Below are 25,334 nucleotides of genomic sequence, written 5' to 3'. Positions count from 1 at the left end.
GTGCAAGTGCAACATTGTTGCAAGGGTTTGAAATTATTTTTCTCTTAATTCTTTATTAGTGGTAAATAAGGCTTGTAGTTTGGTGAATGGGAGAAACAAAAAATGGCCACTGAAAGCGGCCATTTTTTGTTATATAAAAGAATAAATCTTTATTAGTTCAAATGTTTTTTAACATCAACATAAGGTAAGTCAAAGGCTTCAGCAACAGCTTTATATACCACGTCTCCTTTGATTACGTTTAAGCCTAATTCTAGCTCTCTGTTTTCATTACATGCTTTTTTCCATCCTTTATTTGCCAATTGAATAGCGTAAGGTAGGGTTGCGTTAGTAAGTGCCACAGTAGAAGTGTAAGGTACTGCACCAGGCATGTTAGCTACACAGTAGTGAACAATATCGTCAATAATGAAAGTAGGATTCTCATGAGTTGTTGGTTTACATGTTTCAATACAACCACCTTGGTCTACCGCAACGTCAACAAGAACAGTTCCTTTTTGCATGTCTTTCAACATGTCTCTTGTAATCAAGTTAGGCGCTTTTGCACCAGGAATTAGTACCGCACCAATAATCAAATCCATCATCGGAATTAACTCACGAATGTTTACTTCACTAGAATAGCGAGTTACCACGTTTGCAGGCATTACATCGTTTAAATAGCGCAAGCGGTCAAGGTTGATGTCCATAATGGTTACTTGAGCACCAAGACCAGCAGCCATTTTAGCAGCTTGAGTACCAACAACTCCACCGCCTAAAACAAGCACTCTACCCGGGCTAACACCTGGTACACCGCCAAGCAATACACCTTTACCTTTAATAGGTTTTTCAAGGTATTTAGCGCCTTGTTGTGTAGCCATTCTACCTGCTACTTCCGACATAGGAATCAAAAGAGGTAAAGAGCGATCAGCTTTTTCAACCGTTTCGTAAGCCAAACAAACTGAACGATTTTCAATCATCGCTTTAGTCAATGGCTCATAAGAAGCAAAGTGGAAATAAGTGAATAACAACTGATCTTCTTTGATCAATTTATATTCGCTTTCAATCGGTTCCTTCACCTTCATGATCATTTCCGCAATGTCATATACAGCTTCGATAGTAGGCAATATTTTAGCCCCTACACTTTCGTATAATTCATTTGGGAAACCACTATTGAAGCCCGCATTATCCTGAACATAAACCGTGTGACCACGCTTAATAAGTTCTAAGGCACCACCCGGGGTTAAAGCAACCCTGTTTTCATTGTTTTTAATTTCGATTGGTACACCAATGATCATGATATCTGAATTTTAATGTTACTCGGCAAATATAGTAAGCTAGACATCAAACGATGGCAAAGTCAGAGAAAAAAGAGTCCGCTGATATAAAAGGTTTTTATTTAGGGGTTTATAGTCACTTTGATGAAAAATTTTATCTCAAGGTTAATGAGGAATAAAATTTCGTTCGAACAACTTATTCAAAATAATATATTGAAATTGTTGATTTTAATATATTTTATTCTGTATTGCCGTTTGTAATTTAGCTTACGCCAAATTTGATTCGTATCTGTAAAATTGTATTTTTGTTCACATTCGGGTAAAACGTGCTTTAAAAATTTAACATATAAGATCTTGGGAGCGACTAAAACAGATAAAAAACTGAGCATAGGGGTAGAAGAGATATTGAACGATTACCGTTTGGCATGCGAAAGCAGAGAAGCGAGTTTGATGGGGCGAAAGGAAGTTTTCATGGGGAAAGCTAAATTTGGCATTTTTGGTGATGGTAAAGAGGTAGCTCAAATTGCCATGGCCAAGGCTTTCAAAAAAGGAGATTTCCGTTCAGGATACTACCGCGATCAAACCTTTATGTTTGCTATTGGTCAGCTTAGTGTTCAGGAATACTTCGCTCAGTTGTATGCTCATACCGATGTTGAAGCAGAACCTGCCAGTGGAGGAAGATCCATGAACGGCCACTTCGGTACTCGACTTTTAGATGAAAATGGAGAATGGAAGAAGCAAACGGAAATGAAAAACTCCAGTGCAGATATCTCACCAACTGCTGGTCAAATGCCAAGACTTTTGGGTTTGGCTTATGCTTCAAAGCTCTATCGCCAAAATAAAGATTTACATCAATTCTCTGATTTCTCGATAACAGGAAATGAAGTAGCCTTTGGAACAATTGGTAACGCATCAACCTCTGAAGGTCCGTTTTTTGAGTCGATTAACGCTGCTGGGGTGCTGCAAGTACCAATGGTGATGTCCGTTTGGGATGATGAATATGGTATTTCAGTACCTAAAGAATACCACACTACAAAAGGAAGTATATCTGAGTTTTTAGCTGGAATACAGCGCACAAAAGACAAACCTGGTTTTGAGGTGTTTGTGGTGAAAGGCTGGGATTATATGGCATTGGTCGAAACTTTTGAAAAGGCCGCCAAAATAGCGCGAGAAGAACATGTGCCTACCTTTATTCACGTGGTTGAAATGACACAGCCTCAAGGCCATTCGACTTCTGGTTCTCATGAAAGATATAAATCAAAGGAAAGGCTTCAGTGGGAAGCTGATTTTGATTGCCTCAAAAAAATGAGGGAATGGATTCTAGAAAATGAATTGGCGCAAGAAGCTGACTTAGATATAATAGAAAAAGAAGCCAAAGAAGGTGCGAAGTCGGCAAAAACTGCTGCATGGAATGCCTTTATGCAAGACATAAAAGCCGAGCAAAATGAGGCGGTTGCAGCGATCGAGAAATGTGCTGAAGACAGTAATTTTATCGGAGAAATACACCAAGCGGCATCTGACCTAAAGAAAACGATGAATCCAATTCGATTGGATTCGATCAAAGCGGTTAAAAGAGTGCTTAGGCTGACTCGTTCAGAAAATACTGAAGCAAGAACGGAGTTAGCGGCTTGGCTTAAAAATGCCTTAGCGAAAAACGAAGAAAGATTCAGTTCACATCTTTTAAGCGAGTCTGCAAAGTCAGCTTTAAAAGTGGATGAAATTAAAGCAGAGTTTTCAGATGAATCTCCGCTGGTCGATGGTCGAGAAGTGCTTCAAGCATGTTTTGATGCCGCTTTAGCCCGCGATCCTAGGGTTTTTGCCATTGGTGAAGATGTAGGGAAAATCGGAGATGTAAACCAAGCCTTTGCTGGCTTGCAAGATAAATACGGACAGTTAAGAGTTACCGATACTGGTATTCGCGAAGCCACCATTATTGGACAAGGAATTGGCGCGGCACTTAGGGGCTTAAGGCCAATTACCGAAATTCAGTATTTGGATTACTTACTCTATGCTATTCAGATTCTTTCTGATGACCTAGCCTCTCTTCAGTACAGAACTGCTGGTGGCCAGAAGGCACCATTGATTATTAGAACAAGAGGGCATAGACTTGAAGGTGTATGGCATTCAGGGTCGCCAATGGGTATGATTTTGAGCAGCTTACGCGGAATTCATGTGTTAGTGCCTCGAAATATGACGCAAGCAGCTGGGTTCTATAACACCATGCTAAAAGCAGATGAGCCAGCATTGATTATTGAATGTTTGAATGGTTACCGCCTGAAAGAACGAATTCCGAATAATATTGGTGAGTTCACATTGCCTTTGGGTATCCCTGAAGTGTTGAAAGAGGGTACCGATATGACTATTGTTACATACGGTTCAATGTGTAGAATTGTAATGCAGGCTGCCGAAGAACTAGAGGAGATTGGAATTTCAGTAGAGGTGATCGATGTTCAGACTTTACTTCCTTTTGATGTTCATCATTCAATAGTGGATTCAATTAAGAAAACTAATAGGGTGATTTTTGCTGATGAAGATGTACCTGGAGGTGCTTCCGCTTTTATGATGCAGAAAGTAGTGGAGGAGCAAGGTGCTTACTTCTATTTAGATTCTCAGCCAGTAACCATTGCAGCAAAAGAGCACAGGCCAGCATACGCTTCTGATGGAGATTATTTCTCTAAGCCAAGTGTTGAAACTGTTTTCGACACGGCTTATGCGTTAATGAATGAGGTAGATCCAGTTAAATTCCCAGAATTATACTAATAAGGATATTAAAGCCGTAAAGTGGCTTTTAAGTAAAAGGAAAGGCTTTACCATATGGCAAAGCCTTTCCTTTTTTATTGAATAATGGTTGTTTAATTTTCTGTTTCTGCGGCAATGTTGGCTCTTTCTGCATTTGCCCAATTTCTCAGCTTTTCAATTTGCTCGTCAGAAAGTTCGGCATCTTTGTGCATTGGGAGGTAGTTAGGTAGTGGCATTTCACGCTTTTCAACCAACTCGACTACTTCCTCTAATTTATGGTCACGTCTACGGGCAGTATAAGTACCCCATAATGAAAAGTTTAATTCGTCTCTGCCGTGTTCAATATGATCGCCAATCCACCAACTTAAAGGAGCAACGTTTGAATACCAAGGGTAACGTGGTTGATCTGAGTGGCAATCATAACAAGATGTTTTTAGCATGGCAGCAATTTCATCATCTATATTCAGGGAAAGAATGATGTCGTTATCAGTAACTGGCTCACTTATTTTTTCAGGGCGATTGATAAATTGAATAACAACAAATGCAAAAAGAATGAAGAGAAGAATGTAGCGGAGTATTTTTTTCATGGTTAAGAATTAGCAGTTGAACATTCGGTGCTCATTCAAATATGAAAAATATTTCTGTATAAAATTAGGCGCTTGTATAAAAAATGGAAGTCGCAGCCTTTATACACTGCGACTATTGTTGGTATTCTTAGAAGATAAAATTCAGAAATTCATAAACTCCCCAGAATAGTAAAAGAGAGACTGCTGTACTGGCAGTAATTAGAAGTAGTGTTCTTTTTCTTTCTTCTAATTGCTCTTGTTGAATTTGTGTTCTGATTTTTTTTGACACTATAGTACTCAGCTTTTTGAAAGTGTATTTGCGCCCAGAGGGTTGGATGAATTTATTTGCTGACTGGATGTTAAAAGAGCCTCCTCTGTTTAGTAGAGCCCTATTATTCATCATTCTGTTGTTCGCATCTAATATGAAACCTAATCCGCTTGCCATGATTTTTTTAAGTTTAGTGACATGTAGGTTTTCGTGAAAAATTACGTTTGGGTTCCTGGCTGAGGGTAAGTGGTAGGAGACTTGGGTGAAGGGGTCTCGGTGATGTGTAAGATCTATCTTGCCACTTCTAATTCTAAATTTTCATGTAGATCCCCTGAATTTATTGAGAAGAAGGAGTTTTAATGAGTTTCGAAAACCATTTCTGGTTCTTCTACATCAACAGTTCCGTTTTCATTGATAGACTTTAGTGTAACCGTTTTTAGCTCATTGATGAGCATTGGGTCATATTTAGCGGAAACGCGCACATAGTTTTCAGTAAAGCCGTGCATCATACCGTTCTCAATATCATTCTCAAAAAGAACAGTTGCAGTAGACCCCAGATTCTCTCTATAGAATTGCTGTTTCTTTTTCTCTGAAAGAATTCGAAGCATTTTCGAGCGCTCTTTTCTTTCTTTTAAAGGAACTCGCCCTTCCATTTCTGGTGCAGCGGTATTTGCCCTTTCAGAATAAGTGAAAACGTGGAGGTAAGAAATGTTTAACTCGTTTAAGAAGTTATAAGTATCTAAAAAGTCCTCATGCGTTTCGCCCGGAAAACCAACTATAACATCCACACCAATACAGCAGTTTGGCATCAGTTGCTTGATTTTGTTGATTCTGTCCTCGTACAGCTCCCTCAAATAGCGTCTACGCATTCGTCTGAGCGTTTTGTTATTCCCCGATTGCAACGGAATATGGAAGTGAGGTACAAAACGTTTTGAGGTTGAAGTAAACTCAATGATCTCGTTGGTAAGCAAATTGGGCTCGATGGAAGAGATTCGTATACGGTCAATGCCTTCTACTTCATCAATGGCTTTTACCAAGTCTACAAAACGTTCAGTTCTTTTTCCGTCTTGAATTCCGAAATCGCCAATGTTTACACCGGTAAGTACTACCTCTTTCACTTCTGAAGCAGCAATTTCTCGTGCCGAATTCAAAATATTCTCCACACTGTCGCTTCTGCTTTTGCCGCGCGCCAAAGGAATGGTGCAAAATGCACAATGATAATTACAGCCGTCTTGTACTTTTAAGAAAGTACGTGTTCTGTCATTAATAGAGTAAGCATTATTAAAGGCTGTCGCTTCTTTAATTTCAGAAGCTAACACCTGTGTGTTTTCTGGCTTTACAAAGCCATCTAGTAATTCAATAAGTCTGAATTTTTCCGCAGCACCTAAAACTGCATCTACACCTGGAATTTCTGAAATTTCTTTAGGTTTTAGTTGTGCGTAGCAGCCAATAATAGCTACATAACCGTTGGGGTTTATGTTTTGAGCTTCGCGAACAATCTTCGCACACTTTTTATCTGCATTATCAGTTACCGAACAGGTGTTGATAATGAAAATATCGGGTGTTTCAGAAAACTCTACCTTTTGATAACCCTTTTCAGCAAACTGACGGGAAATGGTGGAGGTTTCTGAAAAATTCAGCTTACAGCCTAATGTATAAAATGCTACTTTTCTCATTTCGGGCTGCAAATCTAAGCATTTAACTTAGTATTCAGAAGTATTAAGCTTGAAGTGAGTCTGTTTCAGGTTATGCTTTGGATTTTGAAGTTGAAAATACTTTGTTGTATCTGATTTTAAGGTGTTTTTCGTTTTTTTGAAAAAAGTAGGGTAAAAAATCACCCTGTTTCTGAATTATTTGCTGTAATTCACTTAGTTTTGGGTGTAAATTTTAACCAATCAGTTCTATCGTATGTTAAATCAACGTCAGCGAGCGCTTAATATCGTTCAAACAAGAACTACAGAGCGCGTTTTCGCCCCTGCAGACAAAATTTCAGATTTCTTTGCCGATGATGTATTCACACTTGAGAAAATGAGGTCAACTTTGACTCCAGAAACGTTCAAGAAAGTTGAAGCGGTAATAAAGAAAGGAAAAAAAATAGACCTAGAAACTGCCAGCGAGGTAGCTTCTGCTGTTAAAACTTGGGCCCTTTCTAAAGGAACTACCCATTACACACACTGGTTTCAGCCTTTAACAGGGTCGACTGCTGAAAAGCATGATTCATTCTTTGATGCCCAAAAAGGAATAGAAGTGTTGAAAGGCAGTGCGTTGATTCAGCAAGAACCTGATGCTTCTTCTTTCCCGAATGGCGGAATCAGAAGTACTTTTGAAGCACGCGGTTATACCGCTTGGGATCCTACTTCTCCCATATTCATTTGGGGTAGAACGTTATGTATTCCAACCATCTTTGTTTCTTACACAGGTGAAGCCCTAGACCATAAAGTGCCTTTATTAAAGGCAGTAGAGGCGGTTGATAGAGCAGCTACTAAAGTTTGTCAGCTTTTCGATAGAAATGTAACTAACGTTAGTGTTTCATTGGGTGTTGAGCAAGAATACTTTGTAATCGATAAAGCGTTATTCAATGCGCGCCCTGACTTGGTAATGAGCGGAAGAACAATTTTCGGACACCACCCAGCAAGAGGGCAACAGTTAGATGATCATTACTTTGGTGCTATTCCAAGCCGTGTTTACAATTTCATGAAGGACTTTGAAATTGAGTCGTTGAAATTAGGAATTCCTGTAATGACCCGTCACAACGAGGTGGCTCCAGCTCAGTTTGAAGTAGCTCCATTATACGAAGATATTAACATAGCAACTGATCACAATTCATTGATGATGGATGTGATGGATCGAGTTGCTGAAAGACATGATCTAAAGGTTATTTTCCACGAAAAGCCGTTTGCTGGACTTAACGGTTCTGGAAAGCACAATAACTGGTCGCTTATCACAGGTACTGGTGTAAACGTGTTTCAGCCAAGCTCTAGCGCTAGAGAAAACTTGCAGTTTTTAACCTTCTTAGTAACCACTATCAAGGCTATTCACGAGCACCCAGGAATGCTGAGGGCCAGTATTGCTTCTGCTGGTAACGATCATAGATTAGGTGCGAATGAGGCTCCTCCTGCTATTATGTCGGTATTTATTGGTTCTGAACTTACTTCAGTTTTACAAGAATTGGAGAACAACGGAAACGTTAAAGTTGACAAAGGCGATAACATGTATATGAAATTGGGGATCGATAAAATTCCTCAAATCATACTCGATAATACCGATAGAAACAGGACTTCTCCTTTCGCCTTTACAGGAAATAAGTTTGAGTTCAGGGCTGTTGGGTCTGACCAAAATGTGGCAGAGCCAATGACTGTGCTGAACCTAATTGTAGCAAATCAATTAAAAGAGTTCTACAATGAGGTAAGCAAGTTGATTGGCAAAGGTGAGGACAAGAAAATTGCGATAGTTAATATACTGAGAAAGTACATTAAAGAATCTAAGTCTGTTTTATTTGAAGGTGACGGATATTCTGAAGAATGGGCAGAAGAGGCAAAGAAAAGAGGTCTTCCAAATGTGAAAGATACAGCAAGAGCTCTAGATGCTTATGTTGCTGAAGATTCCATCAAAATGTTTGAGGAATTTAAAGTGATGAATGCAGTTGAGCTTGAAGCCAGAAATGAGATTCAGCTAGAAAACTATATTCTGAAGCTGCAGATTGAAGCCAGGTTAATGGGTGAGATTGCAATGAATATGATTCTTCCTGCAGCTGTTGATTACCAAAGCAGACTAATGGATAATGCAAGTAAGCTTGCAAGTTTGGGTCTCGATAATTCTCATATTATGGCGGTAATAACAAAGGTGAACGGTTACATTCAAACCATTCAAACCAAGGTTAATGCCATGAATGATGAGCGAGGCGAGGTGAACCATATCGAAGAATCTAGAGATAGAGCAATTGCGTATTGTGATAGAATTAAAGGAAAGTACTTTGATGAAATTCGTAATGCAGTGGATAAACTTGAACTATTGGTTGACGATGAGGATTGGCCTTTATTGAAATACAGAGAGATGCTTTTCTTAAGATAACCGAAACTATTTCATAAATTTTAAAACCACTTCCGGTAGGGAGTGGTTTTTTTATGGTATGTTTCAAATGCTTATGAAAAAGAAATCGAAGTGGTTTAAAAGAGTGAGAATTGGTTGCTTTTCAAGCGTGGTGCTTATTATAGCTGTTTCTCAAATAGTAAGCGGTTGTATTAGCTTTTCCAAAAGCGATAAAGAGGTGGCCAAATTTTTTGAAGACCAGCCTGTAAAACCAGTCAGCGATACTTATACGGTTGACGACTATGAAATGCACTATAAAGTGCTGGACCTAAAACAACCTGCGACATTCGTATTTATACACGGTACGCCCGGTTCTTGGGATGCCTTCATTGATTATTTTGTTGATAGCGCGCTTTATAATAAAGCGGTAATAGTATCTCCCGATAGGCCGGGTTTTGGGAAGTCGAGCTATGGTAAACCAGTGGCTTCAATAGAAACCCAAGCCAAATATTTAGCGCCTATTTTGGAGAAATACCCAGCGCCAAGAATTCTGATTGGTCACTCATTGGGTGGGCCTATTGTAGCCAGAATGGCCATGGATTTTCCAGAGCTGGTAGATGGCATTATTATGCTAGCACCAGCACTTTCTGCCGAATTGGAACCGCATGAAGATTGGTTTAGGGTACCAATGCGTTGGCCAATTATTGAAGGAATTTTCCCTAAAATATTTAGAATCTCTAATGAAGAACTTATTTTCTTAAGAGAGGAACTTGAGTTAATGATGCCGCTTTGGAAGGATGTTACAATGCCTAGTGTTGTAATTGAAGGTGAAGCCGATGATCTTGTTCACCCAGGAAATGGGCCTTTTGCAGATAGCGTTTTGGTTAACGCACCTCATAAAATTATTATGCTGCCCAAGCAAAACCACTTTTTGCCTTGGAATGAATCTGACCTCGTTAAAAAAACGATTTTGGAGATGTTGGAAGAAATTAGGAGTGGGGTTGGGAGTTAGGATTTGTGTTCTATTTGATAGACTCTTTCGTTCTCGCCCGAAAGCGAGATCTTAGAGTGGCGGTTATTTTTGTAGTCATTGCGAACCTATAAATGTCAATCGAAGTGGATAAGAAAACGTGAAGCAATTTCACTTCTCCCATAATTGAGACTGCTTCGTTACAGCCCATTGCTATCGCATGGCCTGCTTCTGCGCCAACGCTGAAGCTAAGGCGTAAGCGTTCGCAGTGACGATTCTGATTTAAGCTTTGCGTTCCTTTGCGTGCTTTGGGGTTAGAAACCAAAAAAAACCTAACTCTTTCGAATCAGGCTTTTTTCTCAATACTCAATACCATCTACTCGGTACTAGATGACGATATTCACAATCTTCTTCGGTACTACGATTACCTTCTTAGGAGTTTTGCCTTCGAGCCATTTTTGAACGTTTTCGTTGGCGAGTACTTCGGCTTGAATTTCAGCATTAGGCTTGTCTACTGCGAAACTCATTTTCACCCTCATTTTACCATTAATGGCAATCGGGTATTCATGCTCGTCTTCGACTAAAAACTCTTCATTTAGAACAGGATAAGGCGCATTTACAATACTGCCTTCATTGCCCAATAAGCTCCAAAGCTCTTCAGTAATGTGTGGCGCATATGGAGAAATCAACACCACTAAATCAGCCAACACCTGACGGTTATTACAGTTCAATGCCGTAAGCTCATTCACGCAAATCATAAAGCTACTGACAGAAGTATTGAATGAATAACGCTCAATGTCTTCTTCCGCTTTTTTTATGGTTTTGTGAAGCACTTTCAACTCTGCTTTGTTTGGCGCTTCATCGCTTACTGCAAACTCACCCTCTTGGTTATGGAAGAGTCTCCAAAGCTTTTTAAGGAATTTAGAAACGCCATCAATGCCATTGGTATTCCAAGGTTTGAATTGCTCCAAAGGCCCTAAGAACATCTCGTACAAGCGAAGCGTATCGGCACCGTAACGCTCAATAATATCGTCTGGATTGACCACATTGTACTTCGACTTCGACATTTTTTCTACTTCCCAACCGCAAACATATTTGCCGTTTTCTTCAGTAATGAATTCTGCATTGGCTAAATCAGGTCGCCATTTTTTGAAGGCTTCCATATCGAGTTCATCATTGTAAACGATGTTAACGTCTACATGAATTGGAGAAGCAATATCTCCCTTATCATCTCCAAAGGTTAAATGTTCAGCGTTGATTTTCTTGTCTAATGATCTATTAAGTGTTTCCAGCATATCAGCGCTTAATTTTTGCTTAACAGGAAAAGGTCCGTCCCCTAATCGATGCCAGTTTTTAAATTCTTCAACGAATTCTGCATATCTAATTTTAGAAATAAAGATCTGGGGAAGCTTCTTGGTTTTAATTCCAATTATTTGATAATGAACTCTGAAGACAAAATTCGATCTTCCCTGAATCATCCCTTGGTTGATCAACTTTTTGAAAGGCTCTTGTTGGTTTACAATACCTAAATCGAACAAGATTTTATTCCAGAAACGAGAATACAACAAATGACCTGTGGCATGTTCAGAACCACCAATGTACAAGTCCACATTCTCCCAATATTCCTGAATGTCTTTATCTACAAAAGCCGTGTCGTTTTTGGCGTCCATATAGCGGTACCAATACCAGCTTGAGCCTGCCCAGCCCGGCATGGTGCTCATTTCCAGCGGATAAGCTTCTGTTTCGCCTTTTGGAGTATAATTGAAGTTTTCGGCCCTGGCCAATGGCGGATCGCCATCTTCCGTTGGTAAATACTTATCAACTTCAGGTAGAATAATCGGCAAGTCTGCCTCGTCTACCAAATAAGGAATGTCGTTTTTGAAATAGACAGGTACAGGTTCGCCCCAATACCTTTGACGTGCGAAAATGGCATCCCTAATTCTGAAATTGATTTTACCTTTTCCAATTCCTTTTTCTTCTGCAAACTCAATGGCTTTGGCAATGGCATCTTTGCAATTCAAGCCATTCAAAAAGCCAGAATTCATCATTACGCCTTCTTTGGTAGGATCAGCTTTTTCGCTGATGTCTGCGCCTTCAATTACGGGAACAATCGGTAAATCGAAGTGCTTCGCGAAGTCGTAATCGCGTTGGTCACCACAAGGCACGGCCATTACTGCGCCAGTACCATAACCTGCCAAAACGTAATCAGCAATCCAGATTTGAATTTTTTCTCCGTTGAATGGGTTGGTGGCATAACTGCCCGTAAACACGCCTGAGATGGTTTTTACATCACTCATTCTGTCGCGTTCCGAACGGTTTTTGGCCGTTTCTACATAAGCAGCCACCGCTTCTCTTTGGTCTTCTGTGGTTAATTCGGCCACCATTTCGCTTTCAGGTGCTAGAGACAAGAATGTAACCCCGAAAATTGTATCGATACGCGTGGTGAACACATTGATTTTCAAATCATGACCTACCACAGGGAAAGCCAATTCGGCACCAATGGATTTACCAATCCAGTTGCGCTGCATTTCTTTCAATGGTTCTGGCCAATCAAGATTGTCCAAACCTTCGAGCAATCTTTGGGCATAGGCAGTGATGCGCATGCTCCATTGCTTCATTTTTTTCTTTACTACGGGGTGGCCACCGCGTTCCGAAAAACCATCTTTTACTTCATCGTTAGACAATACGGTTTTCAGTTCGGGACACCAGTTTACTGAGGTTTCGGAAAGGTAAGTGAGTCTGTATTTGAGCAACATGCGCTGCTGCTCTTCTTCCGACCAAGCATTCCATTCGTCTGCTGAAAAAGACGGAGTATCTTCATCGCAAGCAGCATTTACATTTACATTGCCCGATTGGCTAAAAGTAGCTACCAATTGGTCGATGGTTTCGGCCTTTTCGGTGGCTTTGTTGTACCAACTGTTGAATATTCTTAAGAAAATCCACTGCGTCCATTTGTAGTAGGCAGGGTCGCAGGTTTGAATTTCTTTGTCCCAATCAAATGAAAAACCGATGTTCTTCAACTGCTCTTTGTAGCGGTCGATGTTTTCTTTGGTGGTAATGGCGGGGTGCTGCCCAGTTTGAATGGCATATTGCTCGGCAGGTAAACCGAAGGCATCGAAGCCCATAGGGTGCAATACATTAAAGCCCTTGTTTCTTTTGAATCTAGAAACGATATCGGAAGCGATATAGCCCAGCGGATGACCCACATGAAGCCCAGCGCCCGAAGGGTAGGGGAACATGTCGAGCGAGTAAAACTTAGGTTTGCTCTTGTCTACTGTGGCTTTGAACGTTTGGTTTTCGTTCCAGAATGCCTGCCATTTAGGTTCTATATGCTTGTGATTATAATCTGCCATTGCCGCTTAACCGTTTCTAATATCTAAAGTGTGCAAAAATAGTGTTTTTCGCCCTTGAAGAAATCATTTTCGAGATTATTCGTGCCCTTTGAGCAAGAGCCATTATATTTAATCATTGAATAGAAATTTATGTTCGGTTTATTTAAAAAGAAGCCCAAAGAAAAGCAGGCGCCAAAACTGCTCGATCTGAATAGCAATCCCATCAACGAAGGTGATATAGTGACCTCGTTGCGCTATGATTTGGGTGATTGTAAAGTGGTATTGGAAGAACTGGTATTTTTTTACGAGTCGATTGAAACTGGAGAGCGTGTAAGTTATGTACGTATGGTGGATGCGATTACCGAGAATCAGAAAGTGATTTTAAAGAAGGATTGATTTGTAAATGATAGTACTTCACTAGTTCAACTACTGTCGCAGGTTTTCCAAACCTGTGACCCACTATGATTTCTAGGACTCTGTCTACATGATACCAAGTCCTTTGCTAGTTCCGCGTCTCGCTTGGGTTTTTGTGTTAGTGCAAGGCTAATAGGGGGGTATCAGTCCTTTATTTGAACATTAAGAATCGGAATTTCCTTCTAAAATTTAATTTCTTTATAAGAAAATAAGCCCTTGTCGAAATGTTGGAGAAGTATTCTGAGTCTTCAGTAATTTCTTGATTGCTCTTTCGAAGGGTTTCTCGTCTATTAAGAGGGTTGTCCATTTCTAGTGTGTAAGTTATTAACTCCCATCTAATCAGAGTCTTTTTGTTCATTTGCCTAACTTTTATTGATTCTAACCTATCCATTACGAGTTCTCTAAAATCCATCTTAATAGTACTTTCCAAGTGGAATAATAGTAAGGCCGCTCCTGCAACTTCATTGTGGGTGTCACCTACAAACAGAGTATCAATAAGGGCGCTTTTTGATGGGAAAGGAGTTTGCGCCATTACTTCAATGTCCATTCTAAAATACATTGATCTAATGGTGAAAAGTATCCAGTCAGAGTCTTCTCCATGAAAAACTTCCTCTCCTAAAGCATTGAGTCCAGAAGAGTGGAGGTTCTTTTTGAGCTCTAGGATTCTTGATTTGTCTATTTCAATAATGTTCAATGGTGAGTTATCCATAATATTCATCTCAATCTACTAAATTTTACCGCTTTGTCACCTCCCTAACCCTCTTTAAGCAGGGAATGCTTTGGTGGTTAATAATCGGCAGATGTTCATAGGTGCGAAAACTTAATGATGCTCTCAGAAAGCAGTGGAATGAATCATTAATCATTTTCGGAAGAGTTTTTGACAATGGGTTTTAAAATAGCTATAATTTCTACGTAAGGCATTACGTATTTTTATTACATTTATAGCGGTCAATTTTTTTTTAATCAGATTCTCAAATCTAAAAACAACACACATGCTTAAAAATTACATTAAGGTTGCTTTCCGCAGCCTGCTAAGACAACCCGGCTACACGGCACTCAATATTATTGGACTCACCGTTGGTATTGCCTCTAGTTTAATAATTCTTCTATACATCTTTCATGAAACGAGTTTCGATAAGCAGCACTCTAAGGGTGATCGGATTTATCGTCTTTCAACTGAAATTAAGGAACCTGACAATTCATTTAAGTGGGCAAATATGACAAGGCCTGCTGCATTTACAATTAAAAATGAAAATCCAGAGGTAGTACAGGCCACTCGATTGTCTGGTATCAGTGGTCAGGGAGGCAGGCGATTCGACTATAATCAAGTAGACTATTATCAAGATAATGTATACGCTGCGGATTCAACGATTTTTGAAGTATTTGATTTTGAATTTGTAGCAGGAAATCCTAAGACTGCACTAGAGGCTCCAAATTCGATTGTTATCAATCAGTCCATGGCCAAAAAAATATTCAAGAATGAAGACCCCATTGGTAAAACAATTAGAAGTGATGGGAATAGGGAGATTTCCTTACAAGTTACTGGGGTTTACAAAGACATGCCTCAAACTTCTCACCTTATTGCCGAAGCACTGGTTTCTTGGAAGACGATCTTCCCAGATGGAGATGGCAGTTGGGGCGGTTGGGGTGTTTTTTCCTATGTTTTAGTGAATGAAGGTGTGACGCAAGAAGCTTTACAGGTGAAGCTTGATGAGACTGTTACCAAATATATTGCTCCAATTTTTGACCCGCTTAATATCAAGGTTAAAATGATACCAGTTCCGTTAAAAGATATCCATTTAACGTCCGACTTTGAAGGAGAGCCCGTGGCGGTAGGCAATATGGAATATGTTCAAATTTTCACGGCAATAGCAATTTTTCTTATCATTATTGCCAGTATCAATTATATGAACTTGGCCACAGCACGATCTGCCAAAAGGTCAATGGAAGTGGGTTTAAGAAAAGTAATGGGCGCTCAAAGAGGCGGTTTAATAGGTCAGTTTTTAACTGAATCAATTCTGATTACACTAATTTCCTTATTCTTAAGTGTGCTGGTAATGATTGCAGTGGTTCCAGCTATAAATAGCATTGTGGGCACTAATTTGGCTATTGAGGCATTGCTGGATACTAAGGTGATATTGGCCATTATCGGTATTGTATTTATTACAGGATTTTTGGGTGGCTGTTACCCTGCCTTCTTTCTCTCTTCTTTTAAGCCAGCGGCTGTGCTTAAAGGAGGTGGCGGAAAATCTGGAAGTAAATTTTTAAGGAAGTTTTTGGTGACGCTTCAGTTCTCCATTTCCATCTTTATGTTGATTGGTACTTTGGTTATTTATCGTCAAATGCAGTTTTTGAGAGATAAAGATTTGGGTTTTGACAAAGAACAGATGATGCAGATTGACTTTAGAAGTAGGGCCGATGTAGAGAAATGGAATGTTCTTAAAAATGAACTAGTACAAAACGCCAATATAGGTGGAATTGCATCTGCGAGCACCACTCCAGGTAATGGTTATGCTAAAAACGTAATGGCAATTGAGACTGAAGAAGGGCCAATGGATAACCGTGGATTAGATCATTATCAGGTAGATTATGATTTCTTTCCTACACTAGGTATTGAAGTGGTTCAAGGCAGAAACTTTTCGTTGGATTATCCTTCAGACTCATCTCAGGCCGTAATGGTAAACGAGACCATGGTTCGTAGAATGAATTGGACTAACCCAATCGGAAAAAAAGTAAATATATCAGGGGACGAGTCTCTGCCTCCCGCTGTGGTGGTTGGTGTGGTGAAAGATTTTCATCAACAATCTCTTTATGAACCAATTTCGGCTTTATTGTTTACTCCGGGCCGCCTTAATCCTTCGGCAATTGTTAAAATTACAGGCGATGTAGCACCTACCGTTGCCTTTATCGAGGAGGCATGGGAAAGAACATATCCTAATACTGCATTTGAGTATGTATTTATCGATGAGCAATTTATGGCGAGTTACGAGGCTGATAAGATTCGTGGTCAATTATTCTTGGGCTTTTCTGGCATGACAATCTTGATTGCCTGTTTGGGCTTATTGGGCTTGGCTTCGTACACTGCGGAACAGCGTTCTAAGGAAATTAGCATTAGAAAAGTGCTTGGCGCTAATACACAAGGGCTAATTAGCTTGCTTATTAAAGATTTTGTGATCCTTATTGTGATTGCTGCTATACCAGCATCAGTATTGGGCTATTTTTCTATGATGGACTGGCTGGAAAACTTCCAATTTCATATAACTCCGGGTTTCACAATCTTCGCTACTGTTTTGATTGGGACTATTGTGGTAACTGTGCTTACCACGGGTTATCATGCCCGTAAAGCAGCCACCGCTAATCCTGCGGAAAAGTTGAGGAGTGAATAATACGTAAAGTAATTAAAAGTCAAAAGGCTCATTCTGTTTGTGGAATGGGCCTTTTTAGTAACTAGGATAATTCCTAAGACCTGTTTAAGAGGTTTTTATATTTCGATGTCATTCCAAACATCAAAATAATACCCAGTAATGTTGTCGGGCTGAATATACAGTGAGGCTAAACTAGATAGCCACAAGCTAAGAGTTCCTTTAATTTTCGAAAATACGATTGAATTAGTTCCAGTGATACAGAGCATTCTAGGAGACATATTGTCTCTTCGTGATACAGTTTCTCTTATATTGCCTTTGTTATCTCCCACTATGAATGCTTCATTGTGATTAAAAGCCCAGACAAAATCAATCAATTTAGGGTCAATGACTTCTTCGATATCTTTTTTAGTTAGTTGAGACTCTAAGCCAATGATTCCAAACATTGGTGATCTTGTCCCAGGTTTAATTGTTACTGAAAGTGAATTATTGCCCTCGTCTTTTTTTCTAAAACCTTTTATTACGTTTTCATAGGTATTAGATATTTGTTCGAATGCACTCTTAATCGATTCTCTTGTTAACGTTCTTTTCACTTCAATTATACCAACCATTGATTCAATTGGCACAACATCAATTTCATTATTTACAATCGAAAAAATAGGAGGAGTAGCCTTATTTGCAAGAATAATATCATGTTGAGCAAGGTTTATTTCGGACTTTAATATTTTAGGGTTTACCACATATCCAGATGTTACTTTAATGGCGTCCGGTGAGATTTGACTAATGAAATTCCTGATATAACTTTCTACTAGATTTCCTGCTGATTTTAATTCACCAGATTGCCCATAACTATGTTTTTGTAAAAGCAATTTAGATTGAGCTATTACAGCTTCTGTTTCTTTGAGATGTACTTCAATTAAATCCTGAATTCTGGCCATTGCTTTATTTGTGTCAATATTATCATGAAAGCTAGACTGCTACGTTGGCATGCTTACTCTCTTTCTAATTTTTCTCAATCTAACAATTTTTCATGGTCCGTCACCTCCCTAGCCTTCCTCAAGGAGGGAATGCTTTGGTGGTTAATAATTGCAGAATGTTCCTAGCTTGAGTTTGCTGGCGGAGCTTAAAAATAATGCTGAACCATTCCCCTATAATAAGAGGGGCTAGGGGAGTGTCGAAACGTTTTGAAACTCGTGTTGGTGTCAGCGGACACTAAGCCCTTTGAGCTAATCACATTTCGTAAACATTTGTAAGTCAATATTGAATTTGTTCGTCAACTTTGCTGAGCAAGAAGAGAGCGGTGCAATCAAGAGGAACATCCATTTGGTCTTGCTCCATTTCAACATTCACCAAATAAGAATAATTCTATGGGAAACTTCTTTCCAGAGCAAAGATGGACAAGTGAGGGAGAGCCTGAACTAGGCGTGGGAATCGTTACAGAAACCAGCAAAGGAAGGGTCACGATTCATTTTCCTGTACCAGATGAAACGCGACAGTATGCTATGGGAAATGCTCCATTGCGTAGGGTAGTTTTCAAGCCTGGAGACACCATTGTAGATAAGAGCAAGCAACCCTTATTGGTGGATCGGGTAGAGGAGAAGGGTGAATTATTCCTCTATATAGGGAAAGATAGAAGCCTTTCGGAAGCTGAGCTTGGTGATGTATCCGTGACGCACGGGGTTGACGATCGCTTGTTTATGGGAGATGTTGAAACCCCTCAATTATTCGCATTACGTAGAAAGACATTAGAATACGACCACCATAGAAGAATTTCGCCCATCAATGGGTTTGTGGGTGGCCGAATCGACCTTATTCCCCATCAGTTATATATTGCTCACGAGGTGAGTTCGCGTTATGCACCCCGCGTGCTGCTCTCCGACCAAGTAGGGCTTGGTAAAACCATTGAAGCCTGTTTGATTTTGCATAGACTACTCTTGAGCGGACGGATTTCTAGGGTGTTAATCCTTGTTCCCGACTCATTGGTACACCAATGGTTTGTAGAACTGCTCAGACGTTTTAACCTGTGGTTTCATATTTATGACGAAGAACGCTGCGCTTCGCTCGATGAAAGTGCGCCAGAAGGAAATCCGTTCTTAGATGATCAATTGATTATTTGCAGCACTTCTTTTGTGGCGGGTTCAAAAAAGCGTGCTCGGCAGGCCCTAACCGCCAGCTGGGACATGTTGGTGGTGGATGAAGCTCATCATTTGGAATGGTCTGTTGATAAAGTAAGTCATGAGTATGCCATCGTGGAGCTATTAAGTAAGGTGGCAAAAGGCTTGTTGTTATTGACGGCTACGCCTGAACAATTGGGTGTAGAGAGTCATTTTGCAAGGCTTCGATTGCTTGATCCAGAGCGGTATGCGGATTATAATGTGTTTAAAAATGAATCACAGGACAATACTGCCGTTGCCAATATTGTAGAGAAATTGTCGTCTGGCAAAGATTTAGTGGCGGCTGAGTTCCAATTACTGGAACAGATTTTTGGCAAGGAAAGAATGGATGCCTTTGCCAAAGGTAGCAAAGCAGCAAACAACCATCTTATCGAAGATTTGCTCGACCAACATGGCCCAGGAAGGGTGGTGTTTAGAAACACACGTTCAGCCATGAGTGGATTTCCGAAGCGAAAAGTTCACCTTATTCCTCTTCAAGCAGCAAAAGAGCATGACCTGTGGGTAAAACGTTTATCACAGGAATATACACTCGATATGGAGCCATCAGATTCCGCTTCGGCCAAGCAAAAGTTTTGGTTTAATGAAGACCCAAGGGTGAGTTGGTTGGTGAAACTGATGAAGCAATTAAAACCGTCAAAAGCGGTGCTGATTTGCAGAAGTAAGGAAAAAGTACTGGCCTTGGAGGCTGCTTTAAAAAAGCTCAGTAGCGTAAAAGTGGCTGTTTTTCACGAAGACCTTACCATTGTGCAAAGGGATAGAAATGCGGCCTGGTTTGCTGAACCCGATGGTGCTCGTTTACTCATATGTTCTGAAATAGGGAGTGAGGGAAGGAATTTTCAATTTGCCCATCACCTTATTCTCTTCGATTTGCCGGTTCATCCTGAATTATTAGAACAGAGAATTGGGCGCTTGGATCGGATTGGGCAATTGGAAGACATCCAAATTCATGTGCCTTACCTTGAGGGAAGTCCGCAAGAAGTGCTTGTTCGATGGTTTCACGAAGGATTGAATGCTTTTGAAGAAAATTTGGAGGGTGGAAATCAATTAATGCAATTGTTTTACAATCGCCTGAAGGAAGTAACAGTGCCTGTTGCGAATGAAGCCTCGGCTAACCAACTTGAATCGCTGATTTCCGATACAGCAGCTTATCATCAAAAGCTAAAGAAAATGCTGGCCAATGGTCGTGATCGATTGCTTGAAATGAATTCTTTTAGGCCAAAAGTTGCAGAAAAATTGGTAGAACAGATTAAAGCTGCCGACCTGGATATGGACTTAGAAAAGTACATGATTCAAGTTTTTGAGCAGTTCGGAATTGATACGGAAGATTTAGCGTCAAGAACTTATTTGTTACATCCCAAACAATCCAATGCGGTTCAATTTCCTTCCATTCCAGACCAAGGAATTTCAATCACCTTCGATCGGAAACGTGCATTGAGTAGGGAAGATGTAAGTTTTATCAGTTGGGATCACCCCATGGCCACAGGTGCCATTGATATGGTGCTGAGTTCAGGAACGGGAGGCGCCAGTTACGGAGTGCTTCGCGGAACAGGGAATTCAATGATTCTTTTGGAAGTGCTTTTTGTACTCGAAACATCTGGAGGTAAAAATATTAACGTAGATCGTTTTCTTCCCAATACACCTTTGAGGATTGTAGTGGATCATAGTGGTGAGGAGGTTACAGACGAATACCCTGTTGAATTGTTCGATCAGCAATTAAGGCCAGGGCAAGTGAATGATTTGCTGGAGAATGAGTATTTGGTAGATACTATTCTTCCTCATATGATAAAGTGCGCCACAGAATTGGTAGAAGAACATAGAGAGAAGGAAGTCATAAAAGGGCTGAAAAAAATGAGTCAAACTATGAATCACGAAATTGGTAGGTTGGCTTCACTGCATGAGAAAAATAAAAATATTAGGCCAGAAGAAATCCAAATAGCTCTGAATGAACAAGCCATGCTTTCAAGGTTGATAAAAAGTTCACGTGTAAGAATGGATGCGCTTCAGTTGATTAAAGAAGGGGCTTAAAGTTGAGTTATTCTTAAAAAGAAAACACCTCTCTCCATTTTGAAGTGAAGAGAGGTGTTTGAAATCTGTCTTAATACATGGTGTTGGGATTCTTCGATACGCTTGGTATTTGTTGAATGGCATCCCAATGTTCACAGATTTTTCCGTTTTTATCAAAGCGGAAAAAATCCATGGTCACGTATTGGTCATTCCCCGGCCATGTTTGATGGGTGTGTAGCGCTACTAAATCTCCTTCTGCAATGCAGCGCACAAACTCAATCGACTTATTTGGATATTCGGTCTGCATTCGTTTGAAATAGTTGACAAACCCCGCTGTTCCATCCTCAACATCGGGGTTATGCTGAATATACTCCTCACCAACATACAAATCAATTGCCTTTTGAGGACTTCCTTCATAGGCCGTTTTATAGAAAGCAATGGCGTTTTGTTTATTCTTTTCTAAATCCATGTTCGTTTTTTTGCAGGCCGAAATATCAAATTGACTAATCCAATTGAGTAATGATTTCTTCTTCTGGTAGTCTCGATTTTGGCAAAGTCGCATTAAAGTCAGTGTCTTTACGATAACCCAAAGCTACAACTGCCAATGTGGTTAGCCCCTTTTCGCGTAAGCCGAACTCTTGGTCGAGAGTTTTTACATCAACCCCTTCCATGGGTACGGCATCAATGCCTAATTCGGCTACGCCAAGTAAAAGTGAGCCCATATTTAAATAAACTTGCTTTTCTAACCAATGCTGAAGGTCTTTCAAATCATAGCGATGAATGTCGGTAAACGTCTTTCTGCCGCCTCTCATTTGCTCTTTGAATGATTGTTGTGCAAAACGACCGTCTTTATCTTCTTGCTCTAAAATGCGATTTAAGAACTCTTCATCTGCATCAATTTTAGAACAGAAAACAATCACATGAGATGCGTCTAATACTTTAGAATTGTTGAATTGGAAGAAGCCTTGAGTTCCTTTAGCAATTCTTTCTTTCCCGGCTTTTGTGTTGGCAATAATAAAGTGCCAAGGCTGAAGGTTAGTACTTGATGGGCTTAATCTTAGTAATGCTTTTACTTGCTCGAAATCTTCGTCAGAAATGGTTTTTGTTGTGTCAAATTCCTTAGTGGAATAACGTCTGTTTAAAATTTCAGTAATATTCATTTTAATAATAATTTGCTTTTTTTAGTCTCTGGATTAACCCAAGAACGACCCGTGATTTTCTAAATATAGGGTCGTTGGTGTTTAGAAATTTCTATATAGATTTTGCCAACTGTTTTGGGAAGAGATTGGTTCAAAAGCGGGACAGTGTTCTCCCGTTTTCCTATTTTAAATTCGGAAGAGATTATGGAAAGGGTTTCAGCTATTTTTATCAAAATAGTTATTACTGACAGCAAGTGAGATCTTTAAATGTATTGATAATCAAGTGCTTGAATAGTGTTTTCTTCTTAAGCTGTAAACAGCTTTAATTTGCGGTGTATCGCATTACCCTGTAATGGGTTAGTGCTACTGATGAAGTAGTAGATGTAAAAATCAGAAGGTGAGTTTGAAGAGGAACCAAATTGGTCGTCAATATTCAATCTAAAACTGAATATTGACGGCAATTTTTTTTAATTAATATTTTGTTTCGCTACTGGTTATTTGGTTTCCAGTTTCATCATTGACTATTACTTTTATACTATCTTCTTTTTCACCTTTTACTAAAGTAATTGGTACAGAAGTTTCTCCTCCTTCAGCCTCTTCCATAGACATAATTTGAGCTGTAATAACTCTTTGATTGGATCCTTCTTCTAATTTGTTTTCAGTAATGGCAAGAAACTTTCCTTTCTCTAAAGTAGTAGTAAGTTTATGCTCAAAATTCTGTTCTTCTGGAAGTGATTCGATGTTTTGTGTGATTGAATATGCCATGATTTGAATTAAATTTAAAATTTCAATTAAAAATAAGCAATTAATTTCTATTTAAAACAATGGTAGTAGCAACATTAAAGTGTGTGAATATTTATTATAGATAATGAATTGTTTCTGAACACAATATTTGAGGTTCGTTGAATAAATTGAGCTACACTAAATTTAAATTTGACCACTTTAAAAAATTATATGGGTTTGGTGTAGTATTTGCCAAGTCGTTCGTTACGTTCAAACAAAGAATCGTCATTATGAAAAAACTAACATTACTATTTTCCCTTTTCCTATTATTCGGTTGTTCCGCTCAAGGCCAAATATTTAAACAGGCTAAAGATATTTTAGGTGGAGGAGGAGCAGCCTTTTCTAAAGAAGAAGCGGCCAATGCGCTTAAAGAAGCTTTGGAGCAAGGTACTTCAAAAGGGGTTGATATACTTTCTAAAGTAGATGGTTATTATAAAAACCCTGAAATCAAGATCCCTTTTCCGCAAGAGGCCCAGGCGGTTGAAAGTAAGCTAAGAGCACTCGGTTTGGGAAATCAAGTTGATCAAGCGGTGGAGTCTTTGAACCGAGCGGCTGAAGATGCCGCCTATGAAGCCAAGGATATTTTTATTGCTGCCATTAAATCACTCACCATTAACGATGCTATAAACATTGTAAAAGGTGATAAAGATGCGGCTACTCAATTTTTAGAGCGAGAAACAACCGCTTCACTAGAAGTAAAATTCAACCCTATTATACAGGCTTCACTCCAAAAAGTAAATGCTACTAAATATTGGTCAGATGTAATGGGTACTTACAATAAAGTGCCGTTTGTGAAGAAGGTAGAAACGGATTTAACGGCTTATGTTACTGCAAAAGCCATTGATGGCTTGTTCGTGATGATTGCCAAAGAAGAGCTTAATATCAGAGAGAATGCTGGGGCTCGTACTTCGGAATTACTTAAAAAGGTTTTCGGGAAATAATCAAGCTACTAGTCATCCTGATTCCAAAGTCTCAGAAGTCTCAATATCCTTTTTTGTAACAATGAATAAATTAAAGGACTTCAAAATGAAGTCCTTTAATTTTGCTCAAACTTACTTATTTGGCTGTGGTGTGTATCTTAAATAAGGTTTTACTACACGGTGCCCTTTAGGGAATTTCGCAGGAATATCTTCCGTAGCGATAGCAGGAGAGACCACCGTATCTTCTCCATCTTTCCAATCGGCAGGGGTAGCAACGCTATAATTTGCTGTCAGTTGAAGAGAGTCGATTACCCTCAAAAGTTCGTGAAAGTTTCGTCCAGTAGAAGCTGGATATGTCAAGGTCAGTTTCACCTTTTTGTCTGGTCCAACAATAAATACCGAACGTACTGTTAATGTATCGTTCGCATTTGGGTGAATCATGTCATACAGATTGGCTACAGTTTTATCTTCATCAGCAATGATGGGGAAGTCAACAGTGGTGTTTTGTGTTTCCTCAATGTCTTTAACCCAGCCTTTGTGTGATTCCAGTCCGTCAACAGAAACTGCTAAAACCTTTACATTGCGTTTCTCAAATTCTGACTTAAGTTGCGCGGTTCTGCCTAATTCAGTGGTGCAAACAGGTGTGTAATCTGCAGGATGCGAAAACAGCATTCCCCAGCTGTTGCCCAACCACTCATGAAAATTAATGGTGCCCTCAGTTGTTTCTGCTTTAAAATCTGGGGCAATGTCTCCTAATCTAATGCTCATGTTTTATGATGTTTTTAGTGTGAACTAATTGATACGCAAAGCTAAATATTTTGATTAATAAATATAAAGTCTATCGAAAAGGTGGGATAAAAAAATTAGAAAACATACTCAATCGGAGAGAGGCTGTTTTGTTTAAAGTTTGCATGAAAGAGAGAGGCCAGCTAAGATTAAAACAATTCTGATTTTTATAGCTCTTAAAACAGGGTTAATTGGCAACAAAAGTGAAGTTGTAATTGGCGATGAAATTCCAGAGTACCACAATTCCTATGGCTACTAATTTCGCCCAATAGAAGCTTATTTCCTTCTTATTAACCAATAAGTAGATGATTAAATTATTGATAACAAGGCCAATAAGGGCAATGAGAATATACTTTGAGAATTGAGTGACTGCATATGGATTGGTGTCCTGAAAAGTCCAGGTTTTGTTGAGTAAATAGTTGGAAGTAGCGGCAAATACAAAGCCGAGGCTATTGGCGAAATATTTGTTCAAGCGCAGTTTTTCTTTTGCTAAAAAAGTGATGCAGAAATCTATAGCTAGGCCAGAAAGGCCTACTGCGCTGAATTTTAAAAATTTGAATCCTAATTCAAACATGAAGAATACTGAGGTCTGATTTTTTAG

Annotated in this window: 19 protein-coding genes; 7 read left to right on the top strand and 12 right to left on the bottom strand. The window is 39.5% G+C overall.

The annotated features are described in order from the left end of the window. Positions 1 to 152: 152 nt before the first annotated feature. Positions 153 to 1,268, bottom strand: coding sequence for an alanine dehydrogenase (ald, locus tag OB69_RS13430; RefSeq protein WP_053224257.1), 1,116 nt, complete (start codon positions 1,266 to 1,268; stop codon positions 153 to 155). Between the two features lie 333 nt (positions 1,269 to 1,601). On the opposite strand from ald, the gene OB69_RS13425 reads away from it, so the two are divergent. Beyond that, positions 1,602 to 4,007, top strand: a complete 2,406-nt coding sequence (locus tag OB69_RS13425; RefSeq protein ID WP_053224256.1) for an alpha-ketoacid dehydrogenase subunit alpha/beta — start codon at positions 1,602 to 1,604, stop codon at positions 4,005 to 4,007. A gap of 92 nt (positions 4,008 to 4,099) precedes the next feature. Here the strand turns inward: OB69_RS13425 and OB69_RS13420 are convergent, their stop codons facing one another. The 3 genes from OB69_RS13420 to mtaB form a co-directional block, all read right to left on the bottom strand. After that, the gene (locus OB69_RS13420) at positions 4,100 to 4,573 is read right to left on the bottom strand and encodes a heme-binding domain-containing protein (protein WP_053224255.1); all 474 of its coding nucleotides are present in this window, start codon (positions 4,571 to 4,573) and stop codon (positions 4,100 to 4,102) included. Positions 4,574 to 4,700: 127 nt separating this feature from the next. After that, positions 4,701 to 4,997, bottom strand: a complete 297-nt coding sequence (locus OB69_RS13415; RefSeq protein ID WP_053224254.1) for a hypothetical protein — start codon at positions 4,995 to 4,997, stop codon at positions 4,701 to 4,703. Positions 4,998 to 5,176: 179 nt separating this feature from the next. Continuing rightward, complete coding sequence (gene mtaB / locus OB69_RS13410; protein ID WP_053224253.1) at positions 5,177 to 6,496, bottom strand: tRNA (N(6)-L-threonylcarbamoyladenosine(37)-C(2))-methylthiotransferase MtaB; 1,320 nt, start codon at positions 6,494 to 6,496, stop codon at positions 5,177 to 5,179. 232 nt (positions 6,497 to 6,728) lie between these two features. Here mtaB and OB69_RS13405 point away from each other — a divergent pair, with 232 nt between their 5' ends. Together OB69_RS13405 and OB69_RS13400 are read left to right on the top strand one after the other, a co-directional pair. After that, entirely contained in the window at positions 6,729 to 8,891 is a 2,163-nt protein-coding gene (locus tag OB69_RS13405; RefSeq protein ID WP_053224252.1) for a glutamine synthetase III family protein, read from the top strand. Between the two features lie 73 nt (positions 8,892 to 8,964). Continuing rightward, positions 8,965 to 9,861 carry an alpha/beta fold hydrolase gene (locus tag OB69_RS13400; protein WP_071426789.1) on the top strand — a complete coding sequence of 299 codons (897 nt, stop codon included), beginning with the start codon at positions 8,965 to 8,967 and terminating at the stop codon, positions 9,859 to 9,861. A 344-nt stretch (positions 9,862 to 10,205) separates the two neighbouring features. On the opposite strand, the gene OB69_RS13395 is transcribed toward OB69_RS13400, so the two are convergent. Continuing rightward, positions 10,206 to 13,172, bottom strand: coding sequence for a leucine--tRNA ligase (locus OB69_RS13395; protein WP_053224250.1), 2,967 nt, complete (start codon positions 13,170 to 13,172; stop codon positions 10,206 to 10,208). Between the two features lie 129 nt (positions 13,173 to 13,301). Between OB69_RS13395 and OB69_RS13390 the strand changes: the two genes are divergently transcribed. Continuing rightward, positions 13,302 to 13,547: a hypothetical protein gene (locus OB69_RS13390; RefSeq protein WP_053224249.1), complete on the top strand. Its 246-nt coding sequence runs from the start codon at positions 13,302 to 13,304 to the stop codon at positions 13,545 to 13,547. Positions 13,548 to 13,716: 169 nt separating this feature from the next. Here OB69_RS13390 and OB69_RS13385 read toward each other — a convergent pair whose 3' ends face one another. Continuing rightward, positions 13,717 to 14,274 carry a hypothetical protein gene (locus OB69_RS13385; protein ID WP_053224248.1) on the bottom strand — a complete coding sequence of 186 codons (558 nt, stop codon included), beginning with the start codon at positions 14,272 to 14,274 and terminating at the stop codon, positions 13,717 to 13,719. A 283-nt stretch (positions 14,275 to 14,557) separates the two neighbouring features. Here OB69_RS13385 and OB69_RS13380 point away from each other — a divergent pair, with 283 nt between their 5' ends. Then, positions 14,558 to 16,951 (top strand): ABC transporter permease, encoded by a 2,394-nt coding sequence (locus OB69_RS13380; RefSeq protein ID WP_053224247.1) that lies wholly within the window; start codon positions 14,558 to 14,560, stop codon positions 16,949 to 16,951. 95 nt (positions 16,952 to 17,046) lie between these two features. On the opposite strand, the gene OB69_RS13375 is transcribed toward OB69_RS13380, so the two are convergent. Then, complete coding sequence (locus OB69_RS13375; RefSeq protein ID WP_053224246.1) at positions 17,047 to 17,865, bottom strand: DUF6602 domain-containing protein; 819 nt, start codon at positions 17,863 to 17,865, stop codon at positions 17,047 to 17,049. 429 nt (positions 17,866 to 18,294) lie between these two features. Here OB69_RS13375 and rapA point away from each other — a divergent pair, with 429 nt between their 5' ends. After that, positions 18,295 to 21,126, top strand: coding sequence for an RNA polymerase-associated protein RapA (rapA, locus tag OB69_RS13370; RefSeq protein WP_053224245.1), 2,832 nt, complete (start codon positions 18,295 to 18,297; stop codon positions 21,124 to 21,126). Positions 21,127 to 21,196: 70 nt separating this feature from the next. On the opposite strand, the gene OB69_RS13365 is transcribed toward rapA, so the two are convergent. The 3 genes from OB69_RS13365 to OB69_RS13355 all read right to left on the bottom strand — a co-directional run bounded on the left by OB69_RS13365 (position 21,197) and on the right by OB69_RS13355 (position 23,009). Continuing rightward, positions 21,197 to 21,574 (bottom strand): nuclear transport factor 2 family protein, encoded by a 378-nt coding sequence (locus OB69_RS13365; RefSeq protein ID WP_053224244.1) that lies wholly within the window; start codon positions 21,572 to 21,574, stop codon positions 21,197 to 21,199. 34 nt (positions 21,575 to 21,608) lie between these two features. Beyond that, positions 21,609 to 22,265: an oxygen-insensitive NAD(P)H-dependent nitroreductase NfsB gene (locus OB69_RS13360; RefSeq protein WP_053224243.1), complete on the bottom strand. Its 657-nt coding sequence runs from the start codon at positions 22,263 to 22,265 to the stop codon at positions 21,609 to 21,611. Between the two features lie 450 nt (positions 22,266 to 22,715). Further along, positions 22,716 to 23,009: a hypothetical protein gene (locus OB69_RS13355; protein ID WP_053224242.1), complete on the bottom strand. Its 294-nt coding sequence runs from the start codon at positions 23,007 to 23,009 to the stop codon at positions 22,716 to 22,718. Between the two features lie 248 nt (positions 23,010 to 23,257). Between OB69_RS13355 and OB69_RS13350 the strand changes: the two genes are divergently transcribed. Then, entirely contained in the window at positions 23,258 to 23,968 is a 711-nt protein-coding gene (locus OB69_RS13350) for a DUF4197 domain-containing protein (RefSeq protein WP_053224272.1), read from the top strand. Between the two features lie 111 nt (positions 23,969 to 24,079). Here the strand turns inward: OB69_RS13350 and OB69_RS13345 are convergent, their stop codons facing one another. Together OB69_RS13345 and OB69_RS13340 are read right to left on the bottom strand one after the other, a co-directional pair. Beyond that, positions 24,080 to 24,715 carry a peroxiredoxin gene (locus tag OB69_RS13345; RefSeq protein ID WP_053224241.1) on the bottom strand — a complete coding sequence of 212 codons (636 nt, stop codon included), beginning with the start codon at positions 24,713 to 24,715 and terminating at the stop codon, positions 24,080 to 24,082. A gap of 205 nt (positions 24,716 to 24,920) precedes the next feature. Continuing rightward, positions 24,921 to 25,307 carry a GtrA family protein gene (locus OB69_RS13340; protein WP_053224240.1) on the bottom strand — a complete coding sequence of 129 codons (387 nt, stop codon included), beginning with the start codon at positions 25,305 to 25,307 and terminating at the stop codon, positions 24,921 to 24,923. Positions 25,308 to 25,334: the final 27 nt, after the last annotated feature.

Origin of the sequence: Roseivirga seohaensis subsp. aquiponti (assembly GCF_001267955.1) — a bacterium.
Taxonomy (GTDB): Bacteria; Bacteroidota; Bacteroidia; order Cytophagales; family Cyclobacteriaceae; genus Roseivirga; species Roseivirga seohaensis.
This window is presented reverse-complemented; position numbering and strand designations above follow the sequence as displayed.

What these genes read in the sequence shown, in the direction of transcription:
- OB69_RS13405 (WP_053224252.1), top strand. Translation starts at nt 6,729, where the DNA reads ATGTTAAATCAACGTCAGCGAGCGCTTAATATCGTTCAAACAAGAACT.
- mtaB (WP_053224253.1), bottom strand. Translation starts at nt 6,496, where the DNA reads ATGAGAAAAGTAGCATTTTATACATTAGGCTGTAAGCTGAATTTTTCA.
- OB69_RS13375 (WP_053224246.1), bottom strand. Translation starts at nt 17,865, where the DNA reads ATGGCCAGAATTCAGGATTTAATTGAAGTACATCTCAAAGAAACAGAA.
- OB69_RS13420 (WP_053224255.1), bottom strand. Translation starts at nt 4,573, where the DNA reads ATGAAAAAAATACTCCGCTACATTCTTCTCTTCATTCTTTTTGCATTT.
- OB69_RS13380 (WP_053224247.1), top strand. Translation starts at nt 14,558, where the DNA reads ATGCTTAAAAATTACATTAAGGTTGCTTTCCGCAGCCTGCTAAGACAA.
- ald (WP_053224257.1), bottom strand. Translation starts at nt 1,268, where the DNA reads ATGATCATTGGTGTACCAATCGAAATTAAAAACAATGAAAACAGGGTT.
- OB69_RS13355 (WP_053224242.1), bottom strand. Translation starts at nt 23,009, where the DNA reads ATGGCATATTCAATCACACAAAACATCGAATCACTTCCAGAAGAACAG.
- OB69_RS13345 (WP_053224241.1), bottom strand. Translation starts at nt 24,715, where the DNA reads ATGAGCATTAGATTAGGAGACATTGCCCCAGATTTTAAAGCAGAAACA.
- OB69_RS13390 (WP_053224249.1), top strand. Translation starts at nt 13,302, where the DNA reads ATGTTCGGTTTATTTAAAAAGAAGCCCAAAGAAAAGCAGGCGCCAAAA.
- OB69_RS13395 (WP_053224250.1), bottom strand. Translation starts at nt 13,172, where the DNA reads ATGGCAGATTATAATCACAAGCATATAGAACCTAAATGGCAGGCATTC.
- OB69_RS13340 (WP_053224240.1), bottom strand. Translation starts at nt 25,307, where the DNA reads ATGTTTGAATTAGGATTCAAATTTTTAAAATTCAGCGCAGTAGGCCTT.
- OB69_RS13400 (WP_071426789.1), top strand. Translation starts at nt 8,965, where the DNA reads ATGAAAAAGAAATCGAAGTGGTTTAAAAGAGTGAGAATTGGTTGCTTT.
- OB69_RS13350 (WP_053224272.1), top strand. Translation starts at nt 23,258, where the DNA reads ATGAAAAAACTAACATTACTATTTTCCCTTTTCCTATTATTCGGTTGT.
- OB69_RS13385 (WP_053224248.1), bottom strand. Translation starts at nt 14,274, where the DNA reads ATGGATAACTCACCATTGAACATTATTGAAATAGACAAATCAAGAATC.
- OB69_RS13415 (WP_053224254.1), bottom strand. Translation starts at nt 4,997, where the DNA reads ATGGCAAGCGGATTAGGTTTCATATTAGATGCGAACAACAGAATGATG.
- OB69_RS13365 (WP_053224244.1), bottom strand. Translation starts at nt 21,574, where the DNA reads ATGGATTTAGAAAAGAATAAACAAAACGCCATTGCTTTCTATAAAACG.
- rapA (WP_053224245.1), top strand. Translation starts at nt 18,295, where the DNA reads ATGGGAAACTTCTTTCCAGAGCAAAGATGGACAAGTGAGGGAGAGCCT.
- OB69_RS13360 (WP_053224243.1), bottom strand. Translation starts at nt 22,265, where the DNA reads ATGAATATTACTGAAATTTTAAACAGACGTTATTCCACTAAGGAATTT.